General features: G+C 67.5%; 21 protein-coding genes. 9 read left to right on the plus strand and 12 right to left on the minus strand.

What is annotated here, in order from left to right; translation table 11 throughout:
* Positions 1-29 precede the first annotated feature (29 nt).
* The 3 genes from AS181_RS15120 to AS181_RS15130 form a co-directional block, all read right to left on the minus strand.
* A complete protein-coding gene (locus tag AS181_RS15120) occupies positions 30-1190 on the minus strand; it encodes an acyl-CoA dehydrogenase family protein (protein WP_058252385.1) in 1161 nt (386 codons plus the stop codon).
* Between the two features lie 109 nt (positions 1191-1299).
* Positions 1300-2100, minus strand: a complete 801-nt coding sequence (locus AS181_RS15125) for a TIGR03084 family metal-binding protein (RefSeq protein WP_058252386.1) — start codon at positions 2098-2100, stop codon at positions 1300-1302.
* A gap of 361 nt (positions 2101-2461) precedes the next feature.
* A complete protein-coding gene (locus AS181_RS15130; protein WP_058252387.1) occupies positions 2462-3373 on the minus strand; it encodes a PaaI family thioesterase in 912 nt (303 codons plus the stop codon).
* Positions 3374-3476: 103 nt separating this feature from the next.
* On the opposite strand from AS181_RS15130, the gene AS181_RS15135 reads away from it, so the two are divergent.
* The 3 genes from AS181_RS15135 (at position 3477) to AS181_RS15145 (ending at position 6864) form a co-directional block, all read left to right on the plus strand.
* Positions 3477-3938, plus strand: coding sequence for a hypothetical protein (locus tag AS181_RS15135; RefSeq protein ID WP_058252388.1), 462 nt, complete (start codon positions 3477-3479; stop codon positions 3936-3938).
* 206 nt (positions 3939-4144) lie between these two features.
* Entirely contained in the window at positions 4145-5734 is a 1590-nt protein-coding gene (gene fadD1 / locus AS181_RS15140) for a fatty-acid--CoA ligase FadD1 (RefSeq protein ID WP_058252389.1), read from the plus strand.
* The gene (locus tag AS181_RS15145; RefSeq protein ID WP_058252390.1) at positions 5731-6864 is read left to right on the plus strand and encodes a TIGR03857 family LLM class F420-dependent oxidoreductase; all 1134 of its coding nucleotides are present in this window, start codon (positions 5731-5733) and stop codon (positions 6862-6864) included. The genes fadD1 and AS181_RS15145 overlap by 4 nt, the downstream gene beginning before the upstream one ends.
* Positions 6865-6867: 3 nt before the next feature.
* On the opposite strand, the gene AS181_RS15150 is transcribed toward AS181_RS15145, so the two are convergent.
* On the minus strand, positions 6868-7731 hold the full coding sequence (locus AS181_RS15150; RefSeq protein WP_058252391.1) for a mycofactocin-coupled SDR family oxidoreductase: 864 nt from the start codon (positions 7729-7731) through the stop codon (positions 6868-6870).
* 250 nt (positions 7732-7981) lie between these two features.
* Between AS181_RS15150 and AS181_RS15155 the strand changes: the two genes are divergently transcribed.
* Together AS181_RS15155 and AS181_RS15160 are read left to right on the plus strand one after the other, a co-directional pair.
* Positions 7982-9034, plus strand: coding sequence for a phosphotransferase family protein (locus tag AS181_RS15155; protein ID WP_416259069.1), 1053 nt, complete (start codon positions 7982-7984; stop codon positions 9032-9034).
* Between the two features lie 3 nt (positions 9035-9037).
* Entirely contained in the window at positions 9038-10036 is a 999-nt protein-coding gene (locus tag AS181_RS15160) for an NAD-dependent epimerase/dehydratase family protein (protein ID WP_058252393.1), read from the plus strand.
* Positions 10037-10338: 302 nt separating this feature from the next.
* Here the strand turns inward: AS181_RS15160 and AS181_RS15165 are convergent, their stop codons facing one another.
* The 8 genes from AS181_RS15165 to AS181_RS15200 are packed head-to-tail and all read right to left on the minus strand — an operon-like array spanning position 10339 to position 17311.
* Positions 10339-11247 (minus strand): SDR family NAD(P)-dependent oxidoreductase, encoded by a 909-nt coding sequence (locus AS181_RS15165; RefSeq protein ID WP_058252394.1) that lies wholly within the window; start codon positions 11245-11247, stop codon positions 10339-10341.
* Complete coding sequence (locus tag AS181_RS15170; RefSeq protein ID WP_058252395.1) at positions 11244-12512, minus strand: hypothetical protein; 1269 nt, start codon at positions 12510-12512, stop codon at positions 11244-11246. Before AS181_RS15170 ends, AS181_RS15165 begins: the two co-directional genes overlap by 4 nt.
* Before the next feature lie 6 nt (positions 12513-12518).
* Entirely contained in the window at positions 12519-13064 is a 546-nt protein-coding gene (locus AS181_RS15175) for a hypothetical protein (protein WP_058252396.1), read from the minus strand.
* A 54-nt stretch (positions 13065-13118) separates the two neighbouring features.
* Positions 13119-13310, minus strand: a complete 192-nt coding sequence (locus AS181_RS15180; RefSeq protein ID WP_058252397.1) for a ferredoxin — start codon at positions 13308-13310, stop codon at positions 13119-13121.
* A complete protein-coding gene (locus tag AS181_RS15185) occupies positions 13310-14677 on the minus strand; it encodes a cytochrome P450 (protein WP_058252398.1) in 1368 nt (455 codons plus the stop codon). The genes AS181_RS15180 and AS181_RS15185 overlap by 1 nt, the downstream gene beginning before the upstream one ends.
* On the minus strand, positions 14674-15486 hold the full coding sequence (locus AS181_RS15190) for an SDR family oxidoreductase (RefSeq protein WP_058252399.1): 813 nt from the start codon (positions 15484-15486) through the stop codon (positions 14674-14676). The genes AS181_RS15185 and AS181_RS15190 overlap by 4 nt, the downstream gene beginning before the upstream one ends.
* The gene (locus tag AS181_RS15195; protein WP_058252400.1) at positions 15486-16730 is read right to left on the minus strand and encodes a cytochrome P450; all 1245 of its coding nucleotides are present in this window, start codon (positions 16728-16730) and stop codon (positions 15486-15488) included. The genes AS181_RS15190 and AS181_RS15195 overlap by 1 nt, the downstream gene beginning before the upstream one ends.
* Positions 16730-17311, minus strand: coding sequence for a TetR/AcrR family transcriptional regulator (locus AS181_RS15200; protein ID WP_033206302.1), 582 nt, complete (start codon positions 17309-17311; stop codon positions 16730-16732). Before AS181_RS15200 ends, AS181_RS15195 begins: the two co-directional genes overlap by 1 nt.
* Before the next feature lie 64 nt (positions 17312-17375).
* Here AS181_RS15200 and AS181_RS15205 point away from each other — a divergent pair, with 64 nt between their 5' ends.
* The 4 genes from AS181_RS15205 to AS181_RS15220 all read left to right on the plus strand — a co-directional run bounded on the left by AS181_RS15205 (position 17376) and on the right by AS181_RS15220 (position 21118).
* Positions 17376-18842 (plus strand): aldehyde dehydrogenase, encoded by a 1467-nt coding sequence (locus tag AS181_RS15205; protein ID WP_058252442.1) that lies wholly within the window; start codon positions 17376-17378, stop codon positions 18840-18842.
* 271 nt (positions 18843-19113) lie between these two features.
* The gene (locus AS181_RS15210; RefSeq protein WP_058252401.1) at positions 19114-19854 is read left to right on the plus strand and encodes an SDR family oxidoreductase; all 741 of its coding nucleotides are present in this window, start codon (positions 19114-19116) and stop codon (positions 19852-19854) included.
* Positions 19851-20732: an NAD(P)-dependent oxidoreductase gene (locus AS181_RS15215; protein WP_058252402.1), complete on the plus strand. Its 882-nt coding sequence runs from the start codon at positions 19851-19853 to the stop codon at positions 20730-20732. The genes AS181_RS15210 and AS181_RS15215 overlap by 4 nt, the downstream gene beginning before the upstream one ends.
* Entirely contained in the window at positions 20729-21118 is a 390-nt protein-coding gene (locus AS181_RS15220) for a carboxymuconolactone decarboxylase family protein (RefSeq protein WP_058252403.1), read from the plus strand. Before AS181_RS15215 ends, AS181_RS15220 begins: the two co-directional genes overlap by 4 nt.

The raw sequence follows: 21118 nt of genomic DNA on the forward strand, positions 1-21118 counted from the left end.
GTTCGGCGGCGGACGGTTTCGGCGGCCGGTCAGGCCTGGTAACCGAGCCATTTGGCGGCCAGTCCGTTGAGGATCTCGGTGGTGCCGCCACCGATCCCGATGATGCGCATGTCGCGGTATTGCCGTTCGACCTCGGTGCCGGTCATGTAACCGAGGCCGCCGTGCAGCTGAACGGCTTTGTTGGCCACCCACTCCCCCGCCTCGACCGCGGTGTTCTTGGCGAAGCACACCTCGGCGATGAGGTCGTCGGTGGAGCTGACCTTCCGTTCGACGAGGGCCCGCGTGTAGGTGCGGGCGATGTCGATGCGGCGTGCCATCTCGATCAGGGTGTCCTGCACCGACTGCCGGGCGATGATGGGTTTGCCGAAGGTCTCACGGTCGCGCGCCCACTGCAGGGTGAGGTCGAGGCAGCGTTGCGCACTGGCGTACGCCTGCACCGCCAGACCGGACCGTTCGGTGACGAAAGCGGTTGCTATCTGCGAGAATCCGGAGTTCTCCGGTCCGACCAGGTTGGTGACCGGCACCCGCGCATCGACGAAGGACAGTTCCGCGGTGTCGGAACTGCGCCACCCCATCTTGTCCAGCTTCCGCGTGACCTCGAAGCCGGGTGTGCCCTTCTCGACGACGAGCAGTGAGACGCCCGCGGCTCCCGGTCCTCCGGTGCGGACGGCGACGACGACGAAGTCGGCGCGGACCGCGGAGGTGATGTAGGTCTTGGAACCGTTGACGACGTAGTGGTCCCCGTCGCGCTCGGCCTTCGTCGTCAGGTGGCCGACGTCGCTTCCGCCGCCGGGTTCGGTGATCGCGAGGCTCCCGATCTTCTCGCCCGCGAGCGTGGGCCGCACCCACCGGTCGATCTGGTCGGGGTCGCCGGCCGCGATCAGGTGCGGCAGGGCGATGCCATGGGTGAACAGCGACGCGAAGACGCCACCGGCCGCGCCGGCGTAGTGGAGTTCCTCGCCGAGGATCGTGCTGTCGATCAGATCACCGCCGGAACCACCCACCTCCTCGGGGACCCCGAGCCCGAACAGACCCAGTTTGGCCGCCTCGATGTGCAGTTCACGGGGGATGGCACCCTCGCGCTCCCAGTCGTTCTGGAACGGGAGGATGTGTTTGTCGACGAATCGGCGCACGGTGGAACGCAATTCGAGGCGTTCGGGCGTCTCCCAGATCGGACTGGCGATGGGCATCGTGTTCTCCTGTCGGACTGCGTGCGACTGCGTGCTGCTGCGATCGGACGATTCGGCGGCGTAAGGGGGCGGTGGACCTCAGCGGCGGACGGCGACGACGACGGGCGTCTCAGCTCGCCCGCGGTTCGCGACCCGGCCCGGGCGGACCTGCGAAACACTGTGCGATACCCGACCATTCGACCGCGTCGGGTCCGGTGAGCTCGAGTGCGAGGTCGGCGAGTGCGCGTCGCTGGGTCACCAGGAAGCAGAAGTCGAGTGCTGGCCCGCGCACGCTGTTCGACGCGTCGTCCGGGCCCCAGGTCCAGATCTCGCCCGACGGCGCGGTGAGCGCGTAGTGGAACGGCTCGGCCGGGGGCGTGCGGCCGTTGACGATGTAGGCGAAGTCGCGTGTGCGGACGCCGATGTGGGCGACGCTGCGGATCCGATCGGTCGGCACGACGGGAACACCGAGGGCGTCGGCGACATCGAGGCCGTGCGCCCATGTCTCCATCAGGCGCGCGGTCGCCATCGACGCCGCGGACATCGGTGGTCCAAACCACGGGATCTTGACGCCGGCCGGTACCTCGCGCAGCGCGTCGGCGAGACGGTCGCGCGCCGCCCGCCACCCGGCCAGGATCTCGTCGGCCGGCGCGGCGGCCCCCGCTTCGGCGGCGTCGTCGACGTAGGTCGCCACGCTGCTCGCCGCCTCGGAGAGCAGTGCGCCGAACCGGTCCGGGTCGGTGGCCGCGACCGCCGCCACCTCGTCGGTCCACGCCAGATGCGCGATCTGGTGCGCGATCGTCCACCCCGGCGCCGGCGTGGGGGTGGCCCAGCCCGCATCGTCGAGACCCGCGACGAGCGCGTCGAGCTGCGCGGATTCGGCTTCGAGGTCGGCGACGACGCCGATCACGGCTGCTTGTCCCTCAGGCATGCGATCACCCTCACACACGGCCTCAGAAGAATCAAGCGCGCTTGATTGTTTTTCCCGCAGGGACGACCCGGCGCCTTCACCGCCGGTGGTTGAGCCGGCACCGAGCGGAGCGAGGCGCCGAGTCGAAGCCACTCGGCGACCTGCCCCCACCGCTGGTTGAGCCGGCACCGAGCGGAGCGAGGCGCCGAGTCGAAGCCACTCGGCGACCCGAGCCCCACCGCTGGTTGAGCCGGCACCGAGCGGAGCGAGGCGCCGAGTCGAAGCCACTCGGCGACCCGGGCACAAGAGGTGACCTCGACCGACGCGGCAACCTCGCCACGCCCGATAGACGCTGCTCGGCCGGCTGACGACCCAACTGCGGTCAGCGGTAGTGGATGTCGACCGTGGCTCGGCTCAGCAGGATGTCGTCGTAGGAGGTCATCGTCGCCTCGAAGGACGAGATGCGGCGGCCGAGTTTGATCGGCGTCACCTCGACCACCACTTCACTGCCGTCGACAGCAGGTGAACGGTAGAAACCGATCGCCATGTCCCCGATCGAGTACTCCTGCCCGGCCCCGGCATGCAGATGCCCGGCGAACGATGCCGCCTGGCCGGCGATGGTGGCGATGACGCCGCCGTGCATGGTGCCGAACATGTTGCCCATCCACGGTTCGGTGGCGCTGCGAAAGCGGATGCCGGACTCGCGGTCGGTGGTGCCGTCGATCACCTCGACGCGGCCGTTGAGCATGTCGGTGAGCGGGCCGGGTTCCCGCATCTTCGACGCGATCTCCTCGACCACGGCCCGCCCGGACAGCGCGGCGGGTATGGGCTCGGGCAGGACGGACCCGTCATCGTCGCTGCATCGCGGTGTCGCGAGACCGATCTCGGCGGACGGGGTGGCGCCGGTCGGGGCACGGCCGACCCGGACGTTGCGCGCGGTCCCGACGCAGCACAGGTCCCCGGTACCGGTGCGGATCTCGACCGACGTCGAGCCCCAGGCGTCGTCGTGCATGACCACCTCGGCCCGTGCGGCGACCAGGTCGCCCACTTCTGCGCGGCCGTGCGTGGACATCGTCAGGCGTGCCTGGAGGGTCGCCGCGGCGGGGTCGTCGTGGATGCGATGGAACGGGATACCACCGCAGTGATCGAACAGCACGGCGAGCGCCGGCAGCTCGATCACGCCCCGATGGTCGGCGAACCGCGGGCACAGCCGCTGCGAGGCCCGCACCCCCGACTCCGACACCGAGATGCCGCCGAGGTGGAACGCGGACAGGGGATCGTGCGGCTGGCTCATGAAATCTCTTGTATCAGCGATGTACCGCCGATCTCACAGTGGAGAGTCCAATCTCACTCCCGTAGTGTGGGTGCGTACGTGTCCAGAGTGACGGGAGAGACAGATGCGACGCACAACTGTGGCGACGATCGGGGCGATTGCGGCAGTGGGAGCGTTCGGCGTAGGAGCAGGCACCGCCTCCGCCGCACCCGCGGAACGACCCCTCAGCGTGGAGCAGGTCCCCAACGCCGGCGTCACCGTCGGCGCCAGCGGCATCACGGGCGGTTTCGTGGCGGGCATCCTCGCCTCGGCCACCGAACCCGGGGTCACGCTGATCACGCTCAACACGACGCCCACCGAGTCCTGCGCCACCAACCTGAAGGATGCGCGCGTCGGGATCACCTGGAAGAACACCTCCACCGGGGCGTCCGGCGACGAGGTCTTCGCCGCATGTGCGGACGGACGTCCGTCCGACGGGGTCGCCGTTGCGACCGGAGCGGGATCGGTCGAGTTCACCACGACGATCCTCGGCCAGGGCGACCAGACCTTCACGGTCGTCCCGGGCAGCGGATCGTTCACGCGCTGACGCCGAGCCGACCACAACCCACTCTTCGCTGAGGCGCGGGAGGTCCACGACGGACCGGCAGACCTCAACTCGACCGGCAGACCTCGATCGAAGTCTGCCGGTCGTGTTGAGGTCTGCCGGTTGCCCAGCCCACGCCCTCAGGCACGCCAGTAGACAATCTCGCAAATCTGTATACACGTGCGGTGAACACGTTCTAGATTTGCCGCATGGCCGAGACAGTCACCCAGCTCCTGCAGGCACGCGCCGACGACGACAACCTCGCGATCACCTACGAGGGTCGGCAATGGACGTGGCGCGAGTACATTCGCGACGCCGAACGCGCCGCGTCGGCGATTCTCGGCATCGCCGACACCGAGCGCCCGCTGCATGTGGGTGTGCTGCTCGGGAACACGCCGGACATGCTGATCGCCCTGGCCGCCGGCGCGCTGGGCGGTTACGTGACGGCGGGGATCAACAACACTCGCCGCGGTGAGGGTCTGGCGGCCGACATCGTGCGCGCGGACTGTCAGATCCTGCTCACCGACGCCGAGCACCGCCCTCTCCTCGATGGCTTGGAGCTACCGGGCGTGACGGTGCTGGACACCTCTACTCCGCAGTGGGCCGAGATGCTCTCCGGCGCCGCGGAGTTGACCCCGCATTCGGTACCCGGGGCGATGGACACGTTCATGCTGATCTTCACCTCGGGGACCAGTGGAAACCCCAAGCCGGTCCAGTTCGCGCACATGATGATGCCGTTCGCGGGTCCGGTGCTCGCCGACAAATACGACATCGGCCCCGGCGACGTCTGCTACCTGTCGATGCCCCTGTTCCACAGTGCCGCGCTCATGGGGGGTTACTGCGTCGCACTGTGCGGCGGTGCCGCGATCGCGCCCGCCAAGTTCTCCGCCTCGACCTTCCTGGCCGACATCCGCCGCTACAACGCGACGTACATGAACTACGTGGGCAAACCGCTCGCCTACATCCTGGCCACCGAGGAGAGGCCCGACGACGCCGACAATCCGCTCCGGGTGGCGTTCGGCAACGAGGCCACCGACCGCGACATCGACGATTTCTCGCGCCGGTTCGGTTGCACCGTCTGGGACGGCTTCGGTTCCACCGAGCTGGCGATCATCATCACCCGTGAGCCCGGCACGCCGCACGGTTCGATCGGCAAGGGTTTCCCGAACGTCGCCGTGTACAACTCGTCGACGCTGACCGAATGCCCGCGTGCCGAATTCGACTCCAGCGGAGCGCTTATCAATGCCGACGACGCGATCGGCGAGCTGGTGAACATCGAGGGCGGCGGGATGTTCATGGGCTACTACAACGATTCCGACGCCACCAGCGAGCGTCTCCGCCACGGGATGTACTGGTCGGGCGACCTCGCGTACAAGGACGCCGACGACTGGATCTACCTCGCCGGCCGGACCGGCGACTGGATGCGCGTCGACGGCGAGAACCTCGCCGCCGGACCGATCGAACGGGTGCTGTTGCGCGTTCCCGAGATCAATCGCGTTGCCGTGTATGCCGTTCCGGACGACCACGTCGGCGATGCGGTGATGGCCGCCGTTGTCCTGCAGGACGGCGTCGAGCTGACCCCGGAGTCCTTCGCCGAACAGCTTGCCGCACAGGCCGACCTGTCGCCGAAAGCGTGGCCGACGTATGTCCGGATCGAGGACGACCTGCCCACGACCGCAACGAACAAGATCCTCAAGCGCACCCTGAAATCCGAGGGAGCCGTCCCCGGCACGGGCACACTCTGGGTGCGCGAGCCGCGGTCCCGCGTGTATCGACAAGCCGTCGCCGCACAGGCATGACCTCGACCGCGGCCACCATACCGACACCGGAATCCGTCCCTCAGCAAACGCTTCCGGAGATCGGCTACTACGCACTCTCGCGCCATCCGGTCGATCCCGCCGAACTCGCCGACGAAGCGGGGCTCGCCGACCGCGCGGGCTTCGGTGCCGCCTTCGTCTCCGAGCGGTTCAACGTGAAGGACGCGGCCGTACTCGCGGGCGGTCTCGCGGCGGCGAGTCGCCGGATGGGCGTCGCCACGGCCGCGACCAACCACAACACCCGTCACCCCATCATCACCGCGTCCATGGCCGCCACGTTGTCGACCATGACGGATGGTCGCTTCGCGCTCGGCCTCGGTCGTGGATTCGCCGCACAGTGGCAGGTTCTCGGGGTTCCCGATGTCACGAGCGCCCAGCTCACCGACGCCGCCTCGGTGTTGCGCACCCTTTGGCGCGGCGAGATGATCCTGGGCCACGACGGCCCGCTCGGCACCTACGACTACCTCAACCTCGGTGTCGCGGTTCCACCGGTCCCCATCCTGCTCGTGACGATGTCGCCCAACACCTTACGTCTTGCCGGGCGCATCGCCGACGGTGTCGTCCTGCACACGTTCTTCTCCGACGAGGCCACCATCGCCGCGGTCGAGACCGTCCGGGCGGCGGCCGCCGAGGCCGGTCGGGACCCCGCTTCGGTGCGCATCTGGTCGGTACTGGCCACCGTGCCCGACCATCTCGATGATGACGACCGGTTGCGACGTCTGTACGGCCGGCTCGCGACCTATCTCCAGGGGTATCCGGACGTCCTGATGCGTGCCAACGGATGGCGTGGGGATGATCTCGAACGAATCAGAGACAGTCCGGCTTTCGCCGGCGCCCGCGGACCCATCGACGCCACCGCCACGGCCGACGAACTGGCCCGGCTCGCCGAGGTCATCCCGGCGTCGTGGGTCGCCGACAGCGCGGTCGGCAGTGCCGAACAGTGCGCGGCCGCCGTGGCGCGCCAGTTCGACCTGGGAGTCGACTCGGTCATCATGCACGGCGCCGCGCCGTCGGAACTGTTGTCGGTGCTGACGGCGTACCGGTCGATACGACCCGCCTTGCCGGCTCTGCCAGTGAACCCGGGTTCGGTTGCGGGACCACCGGTTCAGTGACCGTCAGTCGGGCACGCCGGGTGGCACCGAGTTCAGCAACGCGCCCGCCTCGACCCGGAGCTGTTGACCGGTCACGTACCGGGCAGCATCGGACACCAGGTAGAGGACCGCCTCGGTGACATCCTCCGGCGCGAGCAGGTCCACCGGCATCGCGTGCAACGACGCGAAGACGTCCTTGACGTCGTCGTAGACCGGCTTCTCGAGATCGGGTCGGAACAGCCGGTAGAGTTCGTCGTGATGCACCATCGCGGTGTCGACGTTGCCGGGATGAATCGCGTTGACGCGAATACCTTTCGGCGCCAGGTGCCGGGCGAGGTCGTTGACGAGTCGCGCCACCGCTCGTTTCGAGTGGCCGTAACCGCCTGCACCCGGCCCGGCCTGCGCGGACTCGAACGACGGCATGAACGCGGCCATCGAACCGATGCAGACGATCGATGCACCCGCTTCGAGGTGCGGCAGAGACAACTCGAGGGTGTTGATCACCCCACCGAGATTCACCGACACCGTGTTCAGCCAGGTGACCGAGGGACTCTCGGGCCCGAGCGGGCTGATACCGGCGTTGGCCACGACGATGTCGAGTCTGCCGAACTGCGCCACCGCGTCGTCGATCGCGGCCTGCAGGGCGTCCCGGCTGCGGACGTCGGCGATCTTCGCGATCACCCGACTGTCCGTCGCGTCGACCATCTTCGCGGTCTGCTGCAGGTCGTCCGGGGTACTCATCGCGTAATTGACCGTCGTGATCTGATCGCAGATGTCGACGGCGATGATGTCGGCACCCTGCTCGGCCATCCGCACGGCGTGGCTGCGTCCCTGGCCCCGTGCCGCGCCCGTCACGAGTGCGACCTTCCCGTCGAGTCTGGTACTCACTCGCGCTCTCCTCGTCCCGGCGACCGCGAATCGGGTCGCCGTATGTCCGCGCAGCCTAGCCGACGGCCATCCTTCGTGTGGCGGAATGGATTTGCTGATCGCGAGGTCGCCCTGCGCGGCCGGACCCGCACCGCTGCACACCGCCGCGCCGGTTCCCTGGACACCAGTCCAATTCCTCGGTAGTGTCCGATCAGCAGCCTGGGTGAGCCCGGTCACATCGGCCCGGCCCGCGCAGCTCGATCGAAAGGGCGTGCCCGTGCCGGACACCGTCGGAATCCCGACTTGCATAGACGAACTCACCCCGACGTGGTTGACCTCATTCCTCCGCTCTCACGGTCACGACGTCAGCGTAGAGTCGGTCGGTGCCGAACCGGTGGGAACCGGGCAGATGGCGGGTTCCTATCGCCTCCACCTCGCGCACGACAGCCCAGCGACGTTGCCCGACACCATGATCGCGAAGCTCGCGACCGGCTCACCGGACCAGCGCGAGTTCGGATCGGGGGTGTTCCGCAACGAGGTGCGCTTCTACCGCGACCTCGCCGGGTCGTTCACGGTGCCGATGCCAGACTGCTTCGCCGCGACCATCTCCGACCGCGGCACCGAGTTCGTACTCCTGCTGGAGGACATGGGCGCGGCCGTGCAGGGCGATCAGATCGCCGGCTGCACACCCGCGCAGGCCGAGGCGGTAGCCGTGGCGACTGCCGGTCTGCACGCTCCCCGGTGGAACGATCCGACCCTGCTGGCCGAGATGCCGTTGCCCACCGACGCCGACCGGGAAGTGATGGAGTCGATCCTCGCGCCGATGGCCGAGGTCTATCGCGAGCGCTTCTCCCCTATCGGTCCGTCATCGGCAGCGGTCGATTGGCTCGTCCGTGAGGCCGGCCACTGGCTGGTCGCCCCGCTGGACAATGCCACCCTGATCCACGGCGATCTCCGGGTCGACAACGTCCTGTTCGGCCCGTCCGGTGAGGTCACGGTGATCGACTGGCAGACGATCACCACCGGTAACCCGCTGCGCGACATCGCCTTCCTGCTGAGTACCAGTCTGACCACCGCCGACCGGCGCCGGCACGAGCGCGGCATCGTCGCCTCGTATCATCGGGCGCTGGTCACCGCGGGCGTCGGCGACTACACGCTCGACGACTGCTGGGACGACTACGTCGGCAACCTGATCCAGGCGCCGCTGATCATCGTGTTCGGCTCCGCTGCTGCACAACCCACCGAGCGCGGCAATGCGATGTTCGATGCGATGCTGTCCCGCAGCGCAGCCGCGATCGACGATCTCGCACCCGGAGGGTTGTGAACCGTGCCGTCACTGGTTATCGGGGGCAACGGGTTTCTCGGTTCTCATCTCGTTCGGCAGCTCGTGGACGCGGGCGTGGAGGTGCGGGTGTTCACCCGGCCCACGAGTGACCTCCGGACCCTGGCCGGTCTCGGCGTCGATCACGTGACGGGCGAACTCTTCGACGCCGACGCCGTCGCGCGGGCGATGACCGGTTGCGACGTGGTGTTCCACTGCGCGGTCGACACGCGCGCGTGGTTGCGCGATCCGGCACCGCTGTACCGGACGAACGTCGAGGCCCTGCGTTCGGTGCTGGACGTCGCAGCCCGGATGCCACTGCGGAAGTTCGTGTTCACCAGCACCGCGGCGACCATCGGGCGGGTGAACAGCCGTCGGGCGACGGAGGACGATGTGTTCAACTGGGCCGCGCGGGCTCCCGCCTATGTGCGCAGTCGCGTGGCCGCCGAGGACCTGGTGCTGCGTCGAGCGCAGGACGACGCGGTACCCGCCGTCGCGATGTGCGTCGCCAACACCTACGGACCCGGCGACTGGCAACCAACTCCCCACGGCGCATTCGTTGCCGGTGCGGCGCTGGGCAAGTTACCGTTCACCGTCCGCGGCTGTCGCGCCGAGTCGGTCGGCATCGACGACGCCGCGCAGGCGCTGCTCCTCGCGGCGGACCGCGGCGAGGTCGGCGAACGCTACATCGTCTCCGAGCGGTCCATCGACACCGGTGAGATCGTGGCCATCGCCGCCGCGACCGCGGATCGTCAGCCCCCGCGCGTCGTTCTCAACCGCGCTGCGCTGTACACCTTCGGGGCGGTGGGTTCCGCCCGTGGGGCGCTGACGCGCAAGCCGGTGCAGTTGACGATCCCCTCGGTCCGGTTGATGCACTTCATGTCCGAGATGGACCACGGCAAGGCCGAACGCGACCTCGGATGGCATCCACGTCCGGTGACCGAGGCCATCGCCGACGGTGCCCGCTTCTGGCTCGAACGACGCGCCGCCCGCCGCGCTGGTTGAGCCGACACCACCACCTCGCTGGTTGAGCCGGCACCGAGCGAAGCGAGGCGCCGAGTCGAAGCCACTTGGTGACCTCGACGAGCTCGGTCAGCGGGCGAGTCAACCCGCCCTGCTCCCCAATCCCCAAGAACCGCAAAAGCACTGGTCTCTGAGGTGCGAGGAGCGATAGCGACGAGCCACGAAGGGCCTGGTGGGGCACCTTGCGAGCCCTTCGTGGCTCGCTTCGCTCGCACCTCAGGGAGCAGAGGGGTGGCCCTCCGCAAGCTCCGCACGCTTCTCAGGGAGGACGAACGCGATCGATCTCAGGGACCGGAAGGCCCGGCCAGGATGCCGGCGAGTTCGTCGAGGCTGTAGGGCGAGGTGCCCTTGTGATCGCGGTAAGCGACGAAACTCGCCTGCTGCGACTCGAACCGGCCGATGAATCCACCGGCAGCGCTGAAGATCTCGCCGGTGATGTGCTCGGCCGCGTCACTGGCCAGGAACACGTACAGCGGGGCGACGTACTCGGGCGGGGCGGGATCGAGCGCCGCGTCGCGCGTGGGGTCGTCGAGGATTCCGCGACGATGGAGTCCTTCGATGTGGGCGACGTAGTCGTCGCCGGAGGACAACCTCGACTTCGCTCCCGGCATCACCACGTTGACGCGTACGTGATGATCCCGGAGGTCCGCGGCCGCGGCGAGGGCGAGTGCGTTGACGCCGCCCTTCGCCGCGGGATAGCCGCTGCCACCGAACATTCCGAGCGAGGCCGCCGAACCCGTGAGCACGACCGACCCCGATCCTTGTTCGACGAACACCCTCCCCGCGGCCTGTAGGAGATGGAAGGCGCTCATCAGGTGGGCGTCGATCTGCTCGCGGAACTCGTCGGAAGCGATCGTCAGCACCGTCGAACCGGGAGGTTCGGCGATGCCGGCGCAGTTGATGGCGATGTCGAGGGCACCGAACTCCGCCAGCGCCGCCTCGACCATCGCCTGCGCCACTCCGTCGTCACCCGCGGACCCGCGAACGCCCACGGCATATCCGCCGCCGCCGCGGATCTCGGCGACGGTGTCGTCGACGGCCTGTCCGTCGCGACCGTTGACGACGACCGAGACTCCCTGTCCGGCCAGCGCATACGAGACGGCCAGTCCGATACCGCGGGTCGCGCCTGCGACAACGGCGACCCGGCCCCCCAGTCCCGCGCCGCCAGGTGACCAACCGCCGCCCGACGTCACGCCGAGCTGCCCACCGGCGTGATCGGGATCGACCGCCCGCGGTCGACGAATTCGAAACTCGCGCCCCCGCTGAAGCGTGCGACGGCCACCTCACCGTACTCCTTCTGCGGCGTGTCCGCCTTGGTGATCCGGACGACGAGATCGCCGTCGGCCTCGGTCGCGTCCGCGACGACGAGATACGGATCGACGGCGGTCGCCGCCGCCTGCAACGGTTCGACGTGGTCGACATCGAGTATCGACGTCCAACCGCCGTCGGTCATCGCATAGGACTCCCGGGGGATTCGGACGGTGACCGTGTCCCCGTCGGCCTCTGCGGTGAGTCCCGTGTACTGGGTCGGACCGAAACACGGATGCAGTGCCAGTACCTGGGCGAGACCTGCGGCGTCGGCGGACAGATCGAGCGCGACGCGAATCCGGTCGGCAGCGAGTCCGGCGATGCCGATCAGCTGCTTGCGGAAGATCTCGGTGGTCTGCGCCTCGCTCTCGGCATACCTGCGCAGGCTGACGAGGAAGCCCAGCGACAGCAACTGGTGTTGCAGCGCAACCTCTTCGGCGACCCGCACCAGAGCCGACGTCGACCACTCCGCGAACTGCAGATCCTCGACGAGCGGGCCGCGGTAGTCGACCCAGCCGTCGGTCTCCGTGGTGTCGATGGCCGACAGGACGAGTTGACCGGCCCTCGTCTCGAACATGTCGACCGAATCCGGTGGGAGCGGCAGCTCGTCTCGATCCGGTTCGATCGTGACCGTCCACTCACAGTGCGGCGTGCGATCGACCGGTCGACGCGGGGGGCGATGAACCGGACGGATTCGTGCGCGCCGGTTGGTCGCGATCGCCGTCGCATCGAAGGTGGGGTCCTCGATGTCGTGGCACATGGTTGTCACGTAGTCGTCGCCGAGGGGTTCGACGTCGAGCAGCGCGCCGCAGTGATCGAGCACGAACGACCCGTGGTACTCGTCGTCGATGCGGTATCGGAAGTCCATGAACTGGGGTGGCGCACCGATGTCGAGTTGCAGACACTTGAACATGTCCTCGACACCGTCGCCGTCGATACCCAGGGCCGTACGCATGCGATGCGTGTAGACCGGACTCGCGGCCATCCACTCCTCGATGGCGACCTTGCCCATCACGTCCCTGCCGAAGGCGCTGATGAGATGCGCCATGCCGCTGCGGTCGATCATCTGACCCGACAGCAGCAGTTCCGGTACGAGCACGGCGAGCTGATCCTGACTCAGACCTTGGTAGGTCGGGGCTGTGGAAGTCATGTCAGTTCACCAGAACGCGACCGGGGCCTTGCCGAAGTCGTACCAACCCGGCAGATCACCCGGCGCCGACTTCTCCACACGCTTGAGCATCGGCTCACTCATCGCGTTGTTCTTCATCATTTCGATGAAGAGAGCCGAGACGTTGCCGTAGTCGAAGAAGTCACGCTGCCAACGGAACTGGAAGTTTCCTCCGTACTTGAACCAGCTACCCTGGATGCCCTCGAGGGCGTAGTGGCTGCCGTCGTCGCGTGTGCCCTCGTAGATCTGCTTCCACAGTCCGATCATGTCGCCGGTCTGGTCATCGATGACCCACGCCTGGTACGGGTACTCCCACCCCTGCAGACCCTCCATCTCCTGTCCGAGGGCGAGCTCGCGGATCTCCTCGCGGCCGACGGCCATGAAATCCTTGTTGGGGCCGTAGTTCCACCCGTAGGTGGCATCCTCGGTGTAGAAGTCGGCCAGGGGCTTCCAGTCCCCCGCCTTTTCGGCCTCGATGTTGGCGGCGAGCCACCGCTCCTTCATCTCGTCGAGTTCGGCACGGTCAAAAGACATGTGTTTCACCTTTATTCGATCGTTCGGGTATTGCGTGGGCGACGTGGTCGGAGCTCAGTCCTCGATGATCCGAAGGGCCTGAGTCGGGCAGTAGTGCACGCCGGCCTCGACCTCGGCGCGCTGGGATTCGTCGGGGGTCGCGTCGAGGATCTCCACATGATCGGTGTGCGCGGCGAAGACCTCGGGCGCCTCGAGCTCACACATCCCATGTCCCTGGCAGAGGTCCAGGTCCACCTCGACGCGCATCACGCGTCCTGACGCTTGCGGTAAGCGACGCGGCAGGGTTGCTGCAGCTGGACCACCATCTTCGAGTGGTCGTTGCGGTAGCTCTCCGGCGGCTGCAACATCTCGAACTCGTAGTTCTGGAAGAGCACCGAGAAGATGGCCTTCAGTTGCATGATCGCGAATTGCGCACCGACGCAACGGTGACGACCGGCGCCGAAGGGGATCCAGGTCCAGCGATTGACCAGATCCTCCTGCCGCGGTTTGTCGTAACGGTCGGGGTCGAAGGTGTCCGCCTCGGGGAAGTCCTCGGGCAGCCGGTTGGAGATCGCCGGCGAGACGGCGATCGACTGCCCGGCCTTCACCTCGAAGTCCTCGACGTGAAAGTCGTTCTGCACCACGCGCATGAGGATGATGAGCGGCGGGTGCAGCCGCAGCGCTTCTTTGAGCGCGTTCTCGAGCTGTGGCATCTGACGGGTGTGCGCAAAGGTGTATTCCGGGCGCTCGCCGGGCGGGGTCTCGCCGTAGATCTCGTCGAGCTCCTCGTACACGCGTTGCATGTAGTCGGGGTTGCGCAGCAGTTCGATGAGGGTCCACGCGGCGGTGCCCGACGTCGTGTGGTGGCCCGCGAACATCATCGAGATGAACATGCCGGTGATGGTGTTGGCGTCGAAGCCGACCTGGACGAGGACGTCCATCAGGTCGCGATCTTCCTTGTCCTCGGTCGGATTCGCGATCCGTTCGTCCATCACGCCCTGGATGAACTCGACCAGTTCGGCCCGGGCCTCGTCGCGCTTGCGGAAGCTCTCGATGTCGGCGTTGTAGTCAACGTAGGCGATCGGGTCCGTGCCCTTCTCGAGATCGTGGAACAGGTGGGCGATGTGCCCGTTGAGCCGCTCCCGGAACTTCCGCCCGATGAGGCACGACGACGACGTGTAGAGGGTCAGCTCGGCGAAGAAGTCCAGCAGATCGATCTCGCCCTCGTCGCCCCACTCGGCGATGATCCGTTCGACCTCGTTGGGAATGGTCACCGCGTGCTGCTTCATGTGTGCGCCCTTGAGCGCCGAGTTGTGGATCGCCTTGGATCGTTCCTCGGGACTGGTGTCGAACACGACGCCCTCGCCGAAGACCGGTGTCATGAAAGGGTAGGCGGCGGCCTGGTCGAGGTCCTCCTCGGGGGCGCGGAAGAACTCCTCGCTCGCCGCCGATCCCGAGACGAGCACCACCTCGCGGTCGGCGAGCTGGAACATGCCGACGTCACCGCATTCCTCACGGACGCGCCAGAACAGCGAGATCGGGTCGGTGGCGAGTTCGTCGAGATGTCCGTGTTCGCCCTCGCCACCCGAGACGCGATTCGGTTGTTTCAGGCCTGATTCGGTGATGGCGGTCATCCATCCGTCCCCTTCTCCTGTACTGCCTGTCGTTTCTTGTCGCTGACCGCGCCTTCGGCCTCCACCTCGACCGACCGCATGTGCGCTCCGCGCGGCATGGTCACCATGGCCGCGACGGCCTGTGCGATGTGTTCGGGCGAGAGGAAATTGCCGTGGCGGGCCAGACCGTGTGTGATCCAGTCGTTGAGCATGTTCTCGGTCGTCTTCGGGTCGAGGTTCATCCCCATGCCCGTGAGGGTCTGTCCGGGACGGACGACCCCGGCCCGCACACCGGTCCCCTCGAGTTCGAGCTGGATGGTCGCGACCAGTCCGTCGATACCGGACTTCGCGGCTACGTAGGCCGACGACCACGGCCGGGGGTGGATGGCGACATCGGACCCGATGAACACGAAATCGCCTCGCGCACGGTCGATCATGCCGCCGATCACGGCGCGGTAGATACGGTACGCGCCGGTGAGGTGGATGTTGATCTGATCGGCGAAATGATCGGTGCCGGTCTCGTAGGAGAGACCGACTGCGAGATCACCGGCGCCGGCGACGACGATCTCCAGCGGCCCCAGCGCCGCCTCGGCCTTCGCCACGCAATCCAACACCGATTGCTCGTCGGTGACGTCCAACGGTACCGCGACGGCTTCGCCGCCGGCGGCCGTGATCTTGTCGGCGAGTTCCTGTAGCTTCTCCAACCGGCGGGCGGCCAGGGCGACGGGATGGCCCGCGGCGGAGAGGAATTCGGCCGTGGCGGCGCCGATTCCCGACGACGCGCCCGCGACGAGGACCGGTCGGCGCTCGGGATGGGGACGGAAAGCCATCAGCGCACCGTCACCTTCACCGGGAGCTCGGCGAAGCCGCGCACGTTCACCGAGTGGACCCGTACCGCCTTGTCGGCATCGATCTCCACTGCCCGGATCGACTTGATCACTTCGGTCAGGCCGATGTTGGCCTCGAGGCGCGCGAGGTGCGCCCCGAGGCAGAAGTGGGCGCCCAGGCCGAAACTCATCAGGGACTGGGCGCAGTCGCGGCCGATCTCGTACCGGTCGGCGTCGGCGCCGAACACCTCGACGTCGCGGTTCGCCGAACCGACGAGCAGGAGTACACGGTCGCCCGCCGGGATCACGAAGTCGCCATAAGGGGCATCCTCGATCACCCGCCGCACGACGATCTGCGTCGAGTTGTCGTAGCGCAGCGTCTCCTCGGTCCAGTCCGGGACGACGACTTCCGGGTCGGCGAAGACCTTGGCGAGCTCGTCCGGATTGCGCCAGCCCCAATACAGGGCGTTGGCAAGCAGTTTGGTGGTGGTCTCGTTGCCCGCCACCACCATCAGAACCATGAACCCGACGATCTCGTCCTCGGTGAGCTTCGTCTTCTCACCGGTCTCGTCGTCGTCGATCTCGGCCGCGATGAGGGCCGAGACCAGATCCTCGCCGGGGTTCTTGCGACGGTCGGCGATGAGCTCCGAATAGTACTTGTGCAGTTCGATGTACGCGTACACCGCCGCCTCGGGAAGGTCGAGGTCGCCGTCCTCGCGATGCAACAGCAGGTCGGACTGGTGGCGCAGCCGGGTGCGATCGGCTTCGGGCACTCCCAGCAGTTCGGACACGACGTCCATCGGGAGCAGGGCGGCGAAGTCGTGCACGAAGTCGAACTCGCCCTTGTCGAGACATCTGCTCCAATGCTGATGGGTGAGGGCGGTGATCCGGCCGGTGAGTTCGTTGACGCGGCGAGGCGTGAAGCCCTTGGAGACGAGTTTGCGGATACGCATGTGCTTGGGGTCGTCCATGGCGAGGAACGACATCGACTTGTGCGCGTCGGGACCGTACGCCGAGGGGTCCATCGACACGCCCCAGCTGTTCGAGAGTCGTTGTGTGTCACGGAATGCGGCACGGACGTCGGCGTGTCCGGCGAGGGCCCAGAAGTTCATCCCGCCGTGGTAGTAGACCGGCGCCTCCGCGCGGAGACGGGAATAGGTCGGGTAGGGATCCTCGTGGAAACCATAGGCATACGGGTCGAAGGGGAGCTCGTGCTCCATCCCCGACACCGCCGTCGTTTCGGTCATCACTTCTCCATCAGTAGATGTGCGGCTGCGACAAGACGTTCGGAGGTCTGCTCGTAGGTCATGTGCCCCATACCGGCGTAGACCAGGCCGCCGGAGTAGATCATCTCCAGGGCGTCGAGCAGCGGGCCCGGGTTCTCCGGGTCCTCTTCGAGGGCGGCGGCGAGACGACGCCGGATGAATGCGCCGATTCGCACGCGCAGGTGTTCGACGTCAGGGTCACTGCCCAGCAGGGCCACCGTGACCGCACCACCCAGCTGCCCCTCGCCGGCCACGACCAGCGCGACCTCCCGAAGCACCTGCGCGACGCGCTCACTCCGCGGTGCACCGGGATCCGGTTCGAGCACCCCGGCCGAGAGGCGACGCCAGAACACCTCGGCGACGAGGTGACTCTTCGACGAGAAGTAGGTGTAGGCGGTAGCCGGCGCGACCCCGGCGATCTTGGCCACCGACCGCACGGTCAGACCGTCGAAACCCTCGGCGTTCAGCACGTCGACCGCGGCATCGGTGAGGCGTGTGACCGTCTCCGCCTGCTGCTGGGTCAGCCTGCGGCGGGTGGATTCCTGAGACACGGGACTGGACATGTGAGCCACGCTACACTAGGTTTGAACGCGAGTCCAGACACCTGTCCAGATGGAGTTCCAGCTCATGCCTCTTCGCCCCGAATCCGCGTCGGATCTGTTGATCGACGGCAAGCTCACCCCCGGGAGCGGTGGCGTCTTCGACGTCGTCAATCCCGCGACCGAGGAGGTCATCGGGCAGGCGGCCGACGCCACCGCGGCCGACATGGATGCCGCCATCACGGCGGCGCGCACCGCCTTCGACACCACCGACTGGTCGCGCGATCACGCCTTCCGCGCTCGCTGCCTGCGTCAGCTGCGCGACGCACTGCTCGCCCACGGCGACGAGCTCCGCGAGCTCACCATCGCCGAGGTGGGATGCCCGTCGTTCCTCACCCACGGCCCGCAGTTCGAGGGACCCGTCACCGATCTGGGCTACTTCGCCGACCTCGCCGAGAGCTATGAGTGGACTCGCGACCTCGGCACCGCGAAACCCATGGGACTGAAGAACCACCGTGAGCTGCGCTCGGAGGCGGTCGGCGTCGTCGGCGCGATCACCCCGTGGAACTTCCCGCACCAGATCAACTTCGCCAAGATCGGACCCGCCCTCGCCGCCGGGTGCACGGTGGTGCTCAAGCCCGCGCCCGACACCCCGTGGTGTGCGGCGCTCGTCGGCAAGGTGGTCGCCGAGGAGACGGACTTCCCGCCGGGCGTCCTCAACATCGTCACCTCGACCGACCATCAGCTCGGCGCCCAGCTCAGCACCGACCCTCGCGTCGACCTGGTCTCGTTCACCGGCTCCACCGCGACGGGCAAGAAGGTGATGGCGGCCGCCTCCGAGTCGCTGAAGAAGGTGTTCCTGGAGCTGGGCGGCAAGTCGGCCTTCATCGTCCTCGACGACGCCGACATCGGATCCGCCTGCGCCATGGCCGCGTTCAACGTCGTCACCCATGCCGGCCAGGGGTGCGCGATCACGACGCGTCTCGTGGTGCCGCGCGGCAGCCTCGATGAGGCGATCACGGCCACCCGCGACGCGATGGCCGGCCTGCCCGCCGGGGACCCGACCGACGGCGGCACCATCTGCGGACCGGTCATCTCGGCCCGGCAGCGCCAGCGCATCGAGTCCTACATCGAACTCGCCACCAGTGAGGGCGGCACGATCGAGATCGGCGGCGGCCGTCCCGCCGACAGGCCCGCCGGATTCTTCGTCGAACCGACCCTGATCTCGGGTCTGGACAACTCGGCGCGAGTGGCGCAGGAAGAGATCTTCGGCCCGGTGCTCGTGATCATCCCCCACGACGGCGACGACGACGCGATCCGCATCGCCAACGACTCGCCGTACGGGTTGTCCGGCATGGTCTACGGGACCGATGAGGACCGGATCAACAAGGTCGTCAACGGAGTTCGTACCGGAACGATGGGCGTCAACGGCGGCATCTGGTATTCCGCCGACGTCCCGTTCGGCGGTTTCAAACAGTCGGGCATCGGCCGCGAGATGGGTGTCGCCGGTTTCGAGGAGTACCTGGAGACCAAGGCCGTCGCCCGCCCGGCGTGACCCTTCGAGGCTCGTCGACCTCGACGCGCTCCTTCGTCGCTTGCTCGGCCCGGCGGCTATCGCTCCTCGCACCTCAGGGAGCAAAAGCCTCGCGCTATCGCTCCTCGCACCTCAGGGAGCAAAAGCCTCGCGCGATCGCTCCTCGCACCTCAGGGAGCAGATTCGACCGCCCCCTGAGGTGCGACAAACCGAGCCGTTGCCCCCGCCCCCTGAGGTGCGAGCGAAGCGAGCCACGAAGGGCCAGCACATCATCCACACAGAAAGCAGGACAATGAGTTCTAAGCGTTTCGAGAACAAGACCATCATCGTCACCGGCGCCGCCGGCGGGATCGGCGAGGCCTATGCGCGTGCCCTCGCCGCGGAGGGCGCGAACGTCGTGGTCGCCGACCTCGCCGACGAGAAGGGCAAGCAGGTCGCGGCCGACATCGGCGGACTGTACGTCAGCACCGATGTCGCGGAAGAGGATTCGGCGAAGGCGCTCGCCGCCGCCACCGTCGACGCCTACGGTTCGATCGACGGTCTGGTGAACAACGCCGCGATCTACGGCGGGATGAAACTCGACTTCCTCATCACGGTGCCCTGGGACTATTACAAGAAGTTCATGAGCGTGAACCTCGATGGTGCACTCAACGTGACCCGGGCGGTCTACCCGCACATGACCAACGGCGGCGGCGCCATCGTCAACCAGTCCTCGACCGCCGCATGGCTGTACAGCGGCTTCTACGGGCTGGCCAAGGTCGGCGTCAACGGGCTGACCCAGCAGCTCGCCACCGAGCTCGGCGGGCAGAACATCCGTGTCAACGCGATCGCCCCGGGACCCATCGACACCGAGGCGACCCGGAGCACGACGCCCAAGGAGATGGTCGCCGACATCGTGGACCGGCTGCCGCTGAAGCGTTTCGGCACTCCCGAGGATCTCGTCGGAATGTGCCTGTTCCTGCTGTCCGACGAAGCCGGGTGGATCACCGGGCAGATCTTCAACGTCGACGGCGGCCAGGTCATCCGCTCATGAGCGAGTCGTCCCCCATCCGTCTGGGGTATGTCGGACTCGGCAACATCGGTGGGCCGATGGCCGGGAGCCTCGCCGCCTGGGCGGGTGGGCTGACGGTGTTCGACCTGTCGTCCGACGCCGTCGCGAAGGTCGTGGAGAAGGGCGCCACCGCTGCGGAATCGCTCGCCGATCTCGCCGCGTCGGCCGACATCATCGGCATCTGCGTGCTCGACGACGCGCAGGTCCGAACCGTGGTCGCGGGTCCGGACGGCCTGCTGTCGGCAGCTCGCCCGGGCACCGTCATCACCGTCCACTCGACCATCGCGCCGGAGACCGCCGTCGAACTGGCGGATCTGTGCGCGGCGCGCGAGGTGACACTGCTCGACGCACCGATCTCCGGTGGTGCGATGGGCGCGGCGTCGGGCCGCCTCGCGATCATGGTCGGTGGACCGCGGGACGCGTACGAGAAGCTGAAGGAACCGTTCGCGCTGACCGCCGACATGCTGGTCCACGCGGGGCCCGAGGTCGGCGCGGGTACCCGGATGAAGCTGGCGCGCAACCTCCTCCACTTCATCTCGTTCACCGCGACCACCGAGGCCGCGCGACTGGCCGAGGCCGCCGGCATCGACATCACCAAGCTCGGCAAGGTGGTCCGGCACTCCGACGCCGTGACCGGTGGGGCCGGGGCGATCATGTTGCGCGACACCACCGCTCCCGTCGAGCGCGACGATCCCTGGTACGGAATCCTCGCCGGCGTCCGTACCCTGGGCGAGAAGGACCTGACGCTCGCACTCGCACTCGGTGAGGAACTCGGCGTCGACCTGCCCCTCGGGCAGCTCGCGTTGCGGAACCTGGCCACCGGGCTCGGTGTCCCCCACCTCGAAGGAGAACCAGCATGACCCGTTCCAACATCTCCGACGACACACCCGACGAGGCACGCAAGCGCGGCCTCGCCAAGATGTCAGAGGTCTACGGCTGGGAGGTGAGCGACGGCCCGGGCGACTACTTCGCACACACCGCCGACCAGGTGTTCGGCAATGTGTGGGCGCGAGACGGTCTGTCCAACCGTGATCGTCGGCTGCTCCTGCTCGGCGCGCTCGCCGCGAGCAACAACATCGACGTCGCCGAGATCCAGGCCGGTGCCGCACTCGGGAACGGAGAGCTCACCCCAGAGCAGCTCGAGGAGATCAGCCTCTTCCTCTGCTACTACGTAGGCTGGCCGCAGGGCACCAAGATGCACTTCATGTTCGGTGAGGTGATCAAGCAGCACCGGAAGAAGAAGTGA

Origin of the sequence: Gordonia sp. SGD-V-85, assembly GCF_001456905.1 — a bacterium.
GTDB lineage: Bacteria > Actinomycetota > Actinomycetes > Mycobacteriales > Mycobacteriaceae > Gordonia > Gordonia hongkongensis.

Coding starts and splice junctions, on each gene's coding strand:
- AS181_RS15120 (WP_058252385.1), bottom strand. CDS start 1,190: ATGCCCATCGCCAGTCCGATCTGGGAGACGCCCGAACGCCTCGAATTG.
- AS181_RS15125 (WP_058252386.1), bottom strand. CDS start 2,100: ATGCCTGAGGGACAAGCAGCCGTGATCGGCGTCGTCGCCGACCTCGAA.
- AS181_RS15130 (WP_058252387.1), bottom strand. CDS start 3,373: ATGAGCCAGCCGCACGATCCCCTGTCCGCGTTCCACCTCGGCGGCATC.
- AS181_RS15135 (WP_058252388.1), top strand. CDS start 3,477: ATGCGACGCACAACTGTGGCGACGATCGGGGCGATTGCGGCAGTGGGA.
- fadD1 (WP_058252389.1), top strand. CDS start 4,145: ATGGCCGAGACAGTCACCCAGCTCCTGCAGGCACGCGCCGACGACGAC.
- AS181_RS15145 (WP_058252390.1), top strand. CDS start 5,731: ATGACCTCGACCGCGGCCACCATACCGACACCGGAATCCGTCCCTCAG.
- AS181_RS15170 (WP_058252395.1), bottom strand. CDS start 12,512: ATGACTTCCACAGCCCCGACCTACCAAGGTCTGAGTCAGGATCAGCTC.
- AS181_RS15175 (WP_058252396.1), bottom strand. CDS start 13,064: ATGTCTTTTGACCGTGCCGAACTCGACGAGATGAAGGAGCGGTGGCTC.
- AS181_RS15180 (WP_058252397.1), bottom strand. CDS start 13,310: ATGCGCGTCGAGGTGGACCTGGACCTCTGCCAGGGACATGGGATGTGT.
- AS181_RS15185 (WP_058252398.1), bottom strand. CDS start 14,677: ATGACCGCCATCACCGAATCAGGCCTGAAACAACCGAATCGCGTCTCG.
- AS181_RS15190 (WP_058252399.1), bottom strand. CDS start 15,486: ATGGCTTTCCGTCCCCATCCCGAGCGCCGACCGGTCCTCGTCGCGGGC.
- AS181_RS15195 (WP_058252400.1), bottom strand. CDS start 16,730: ATGACCGAAACGACGGCGGTGTCGGGGATGGAGCACGAGCTCCCCTTC.
- AS181_RS15200 (WP_033206302.1), bottom strand. CDS start 17,311: ATGTCCAGTCCCGTGTCTCAGGAATCCACCCGCCGCAGGCTGACCCAG.
- AS181_RS15205 (WP_058252442.1), top strand. CDS start 17,376: ATGCCTCTTCGCCCCGAATCCGCGTCGGATCTGTTGATCGACGGCAAG.
- AS181_RS15210 (WP_058252401.1), top strand. CDS start 19,114: ATGAGTTCTAAGCGTTTCGAGAACAAGACCATCATCGTCACCGGCGCC.
- AS181_RS15215 (WP_058252402.1), top strand. CDS start 19,851: ATGAGCGAGTCGTCCCCCATCCGTCTGGGGTATGTCGGACTCGGCAAC.
- AS181_RS15220 (WP_058252403.1), top strand. CDS start 20,729: ATGACCCGTTCCAACATCTCCGACGACACACCCGACGAGGCACGCAAG.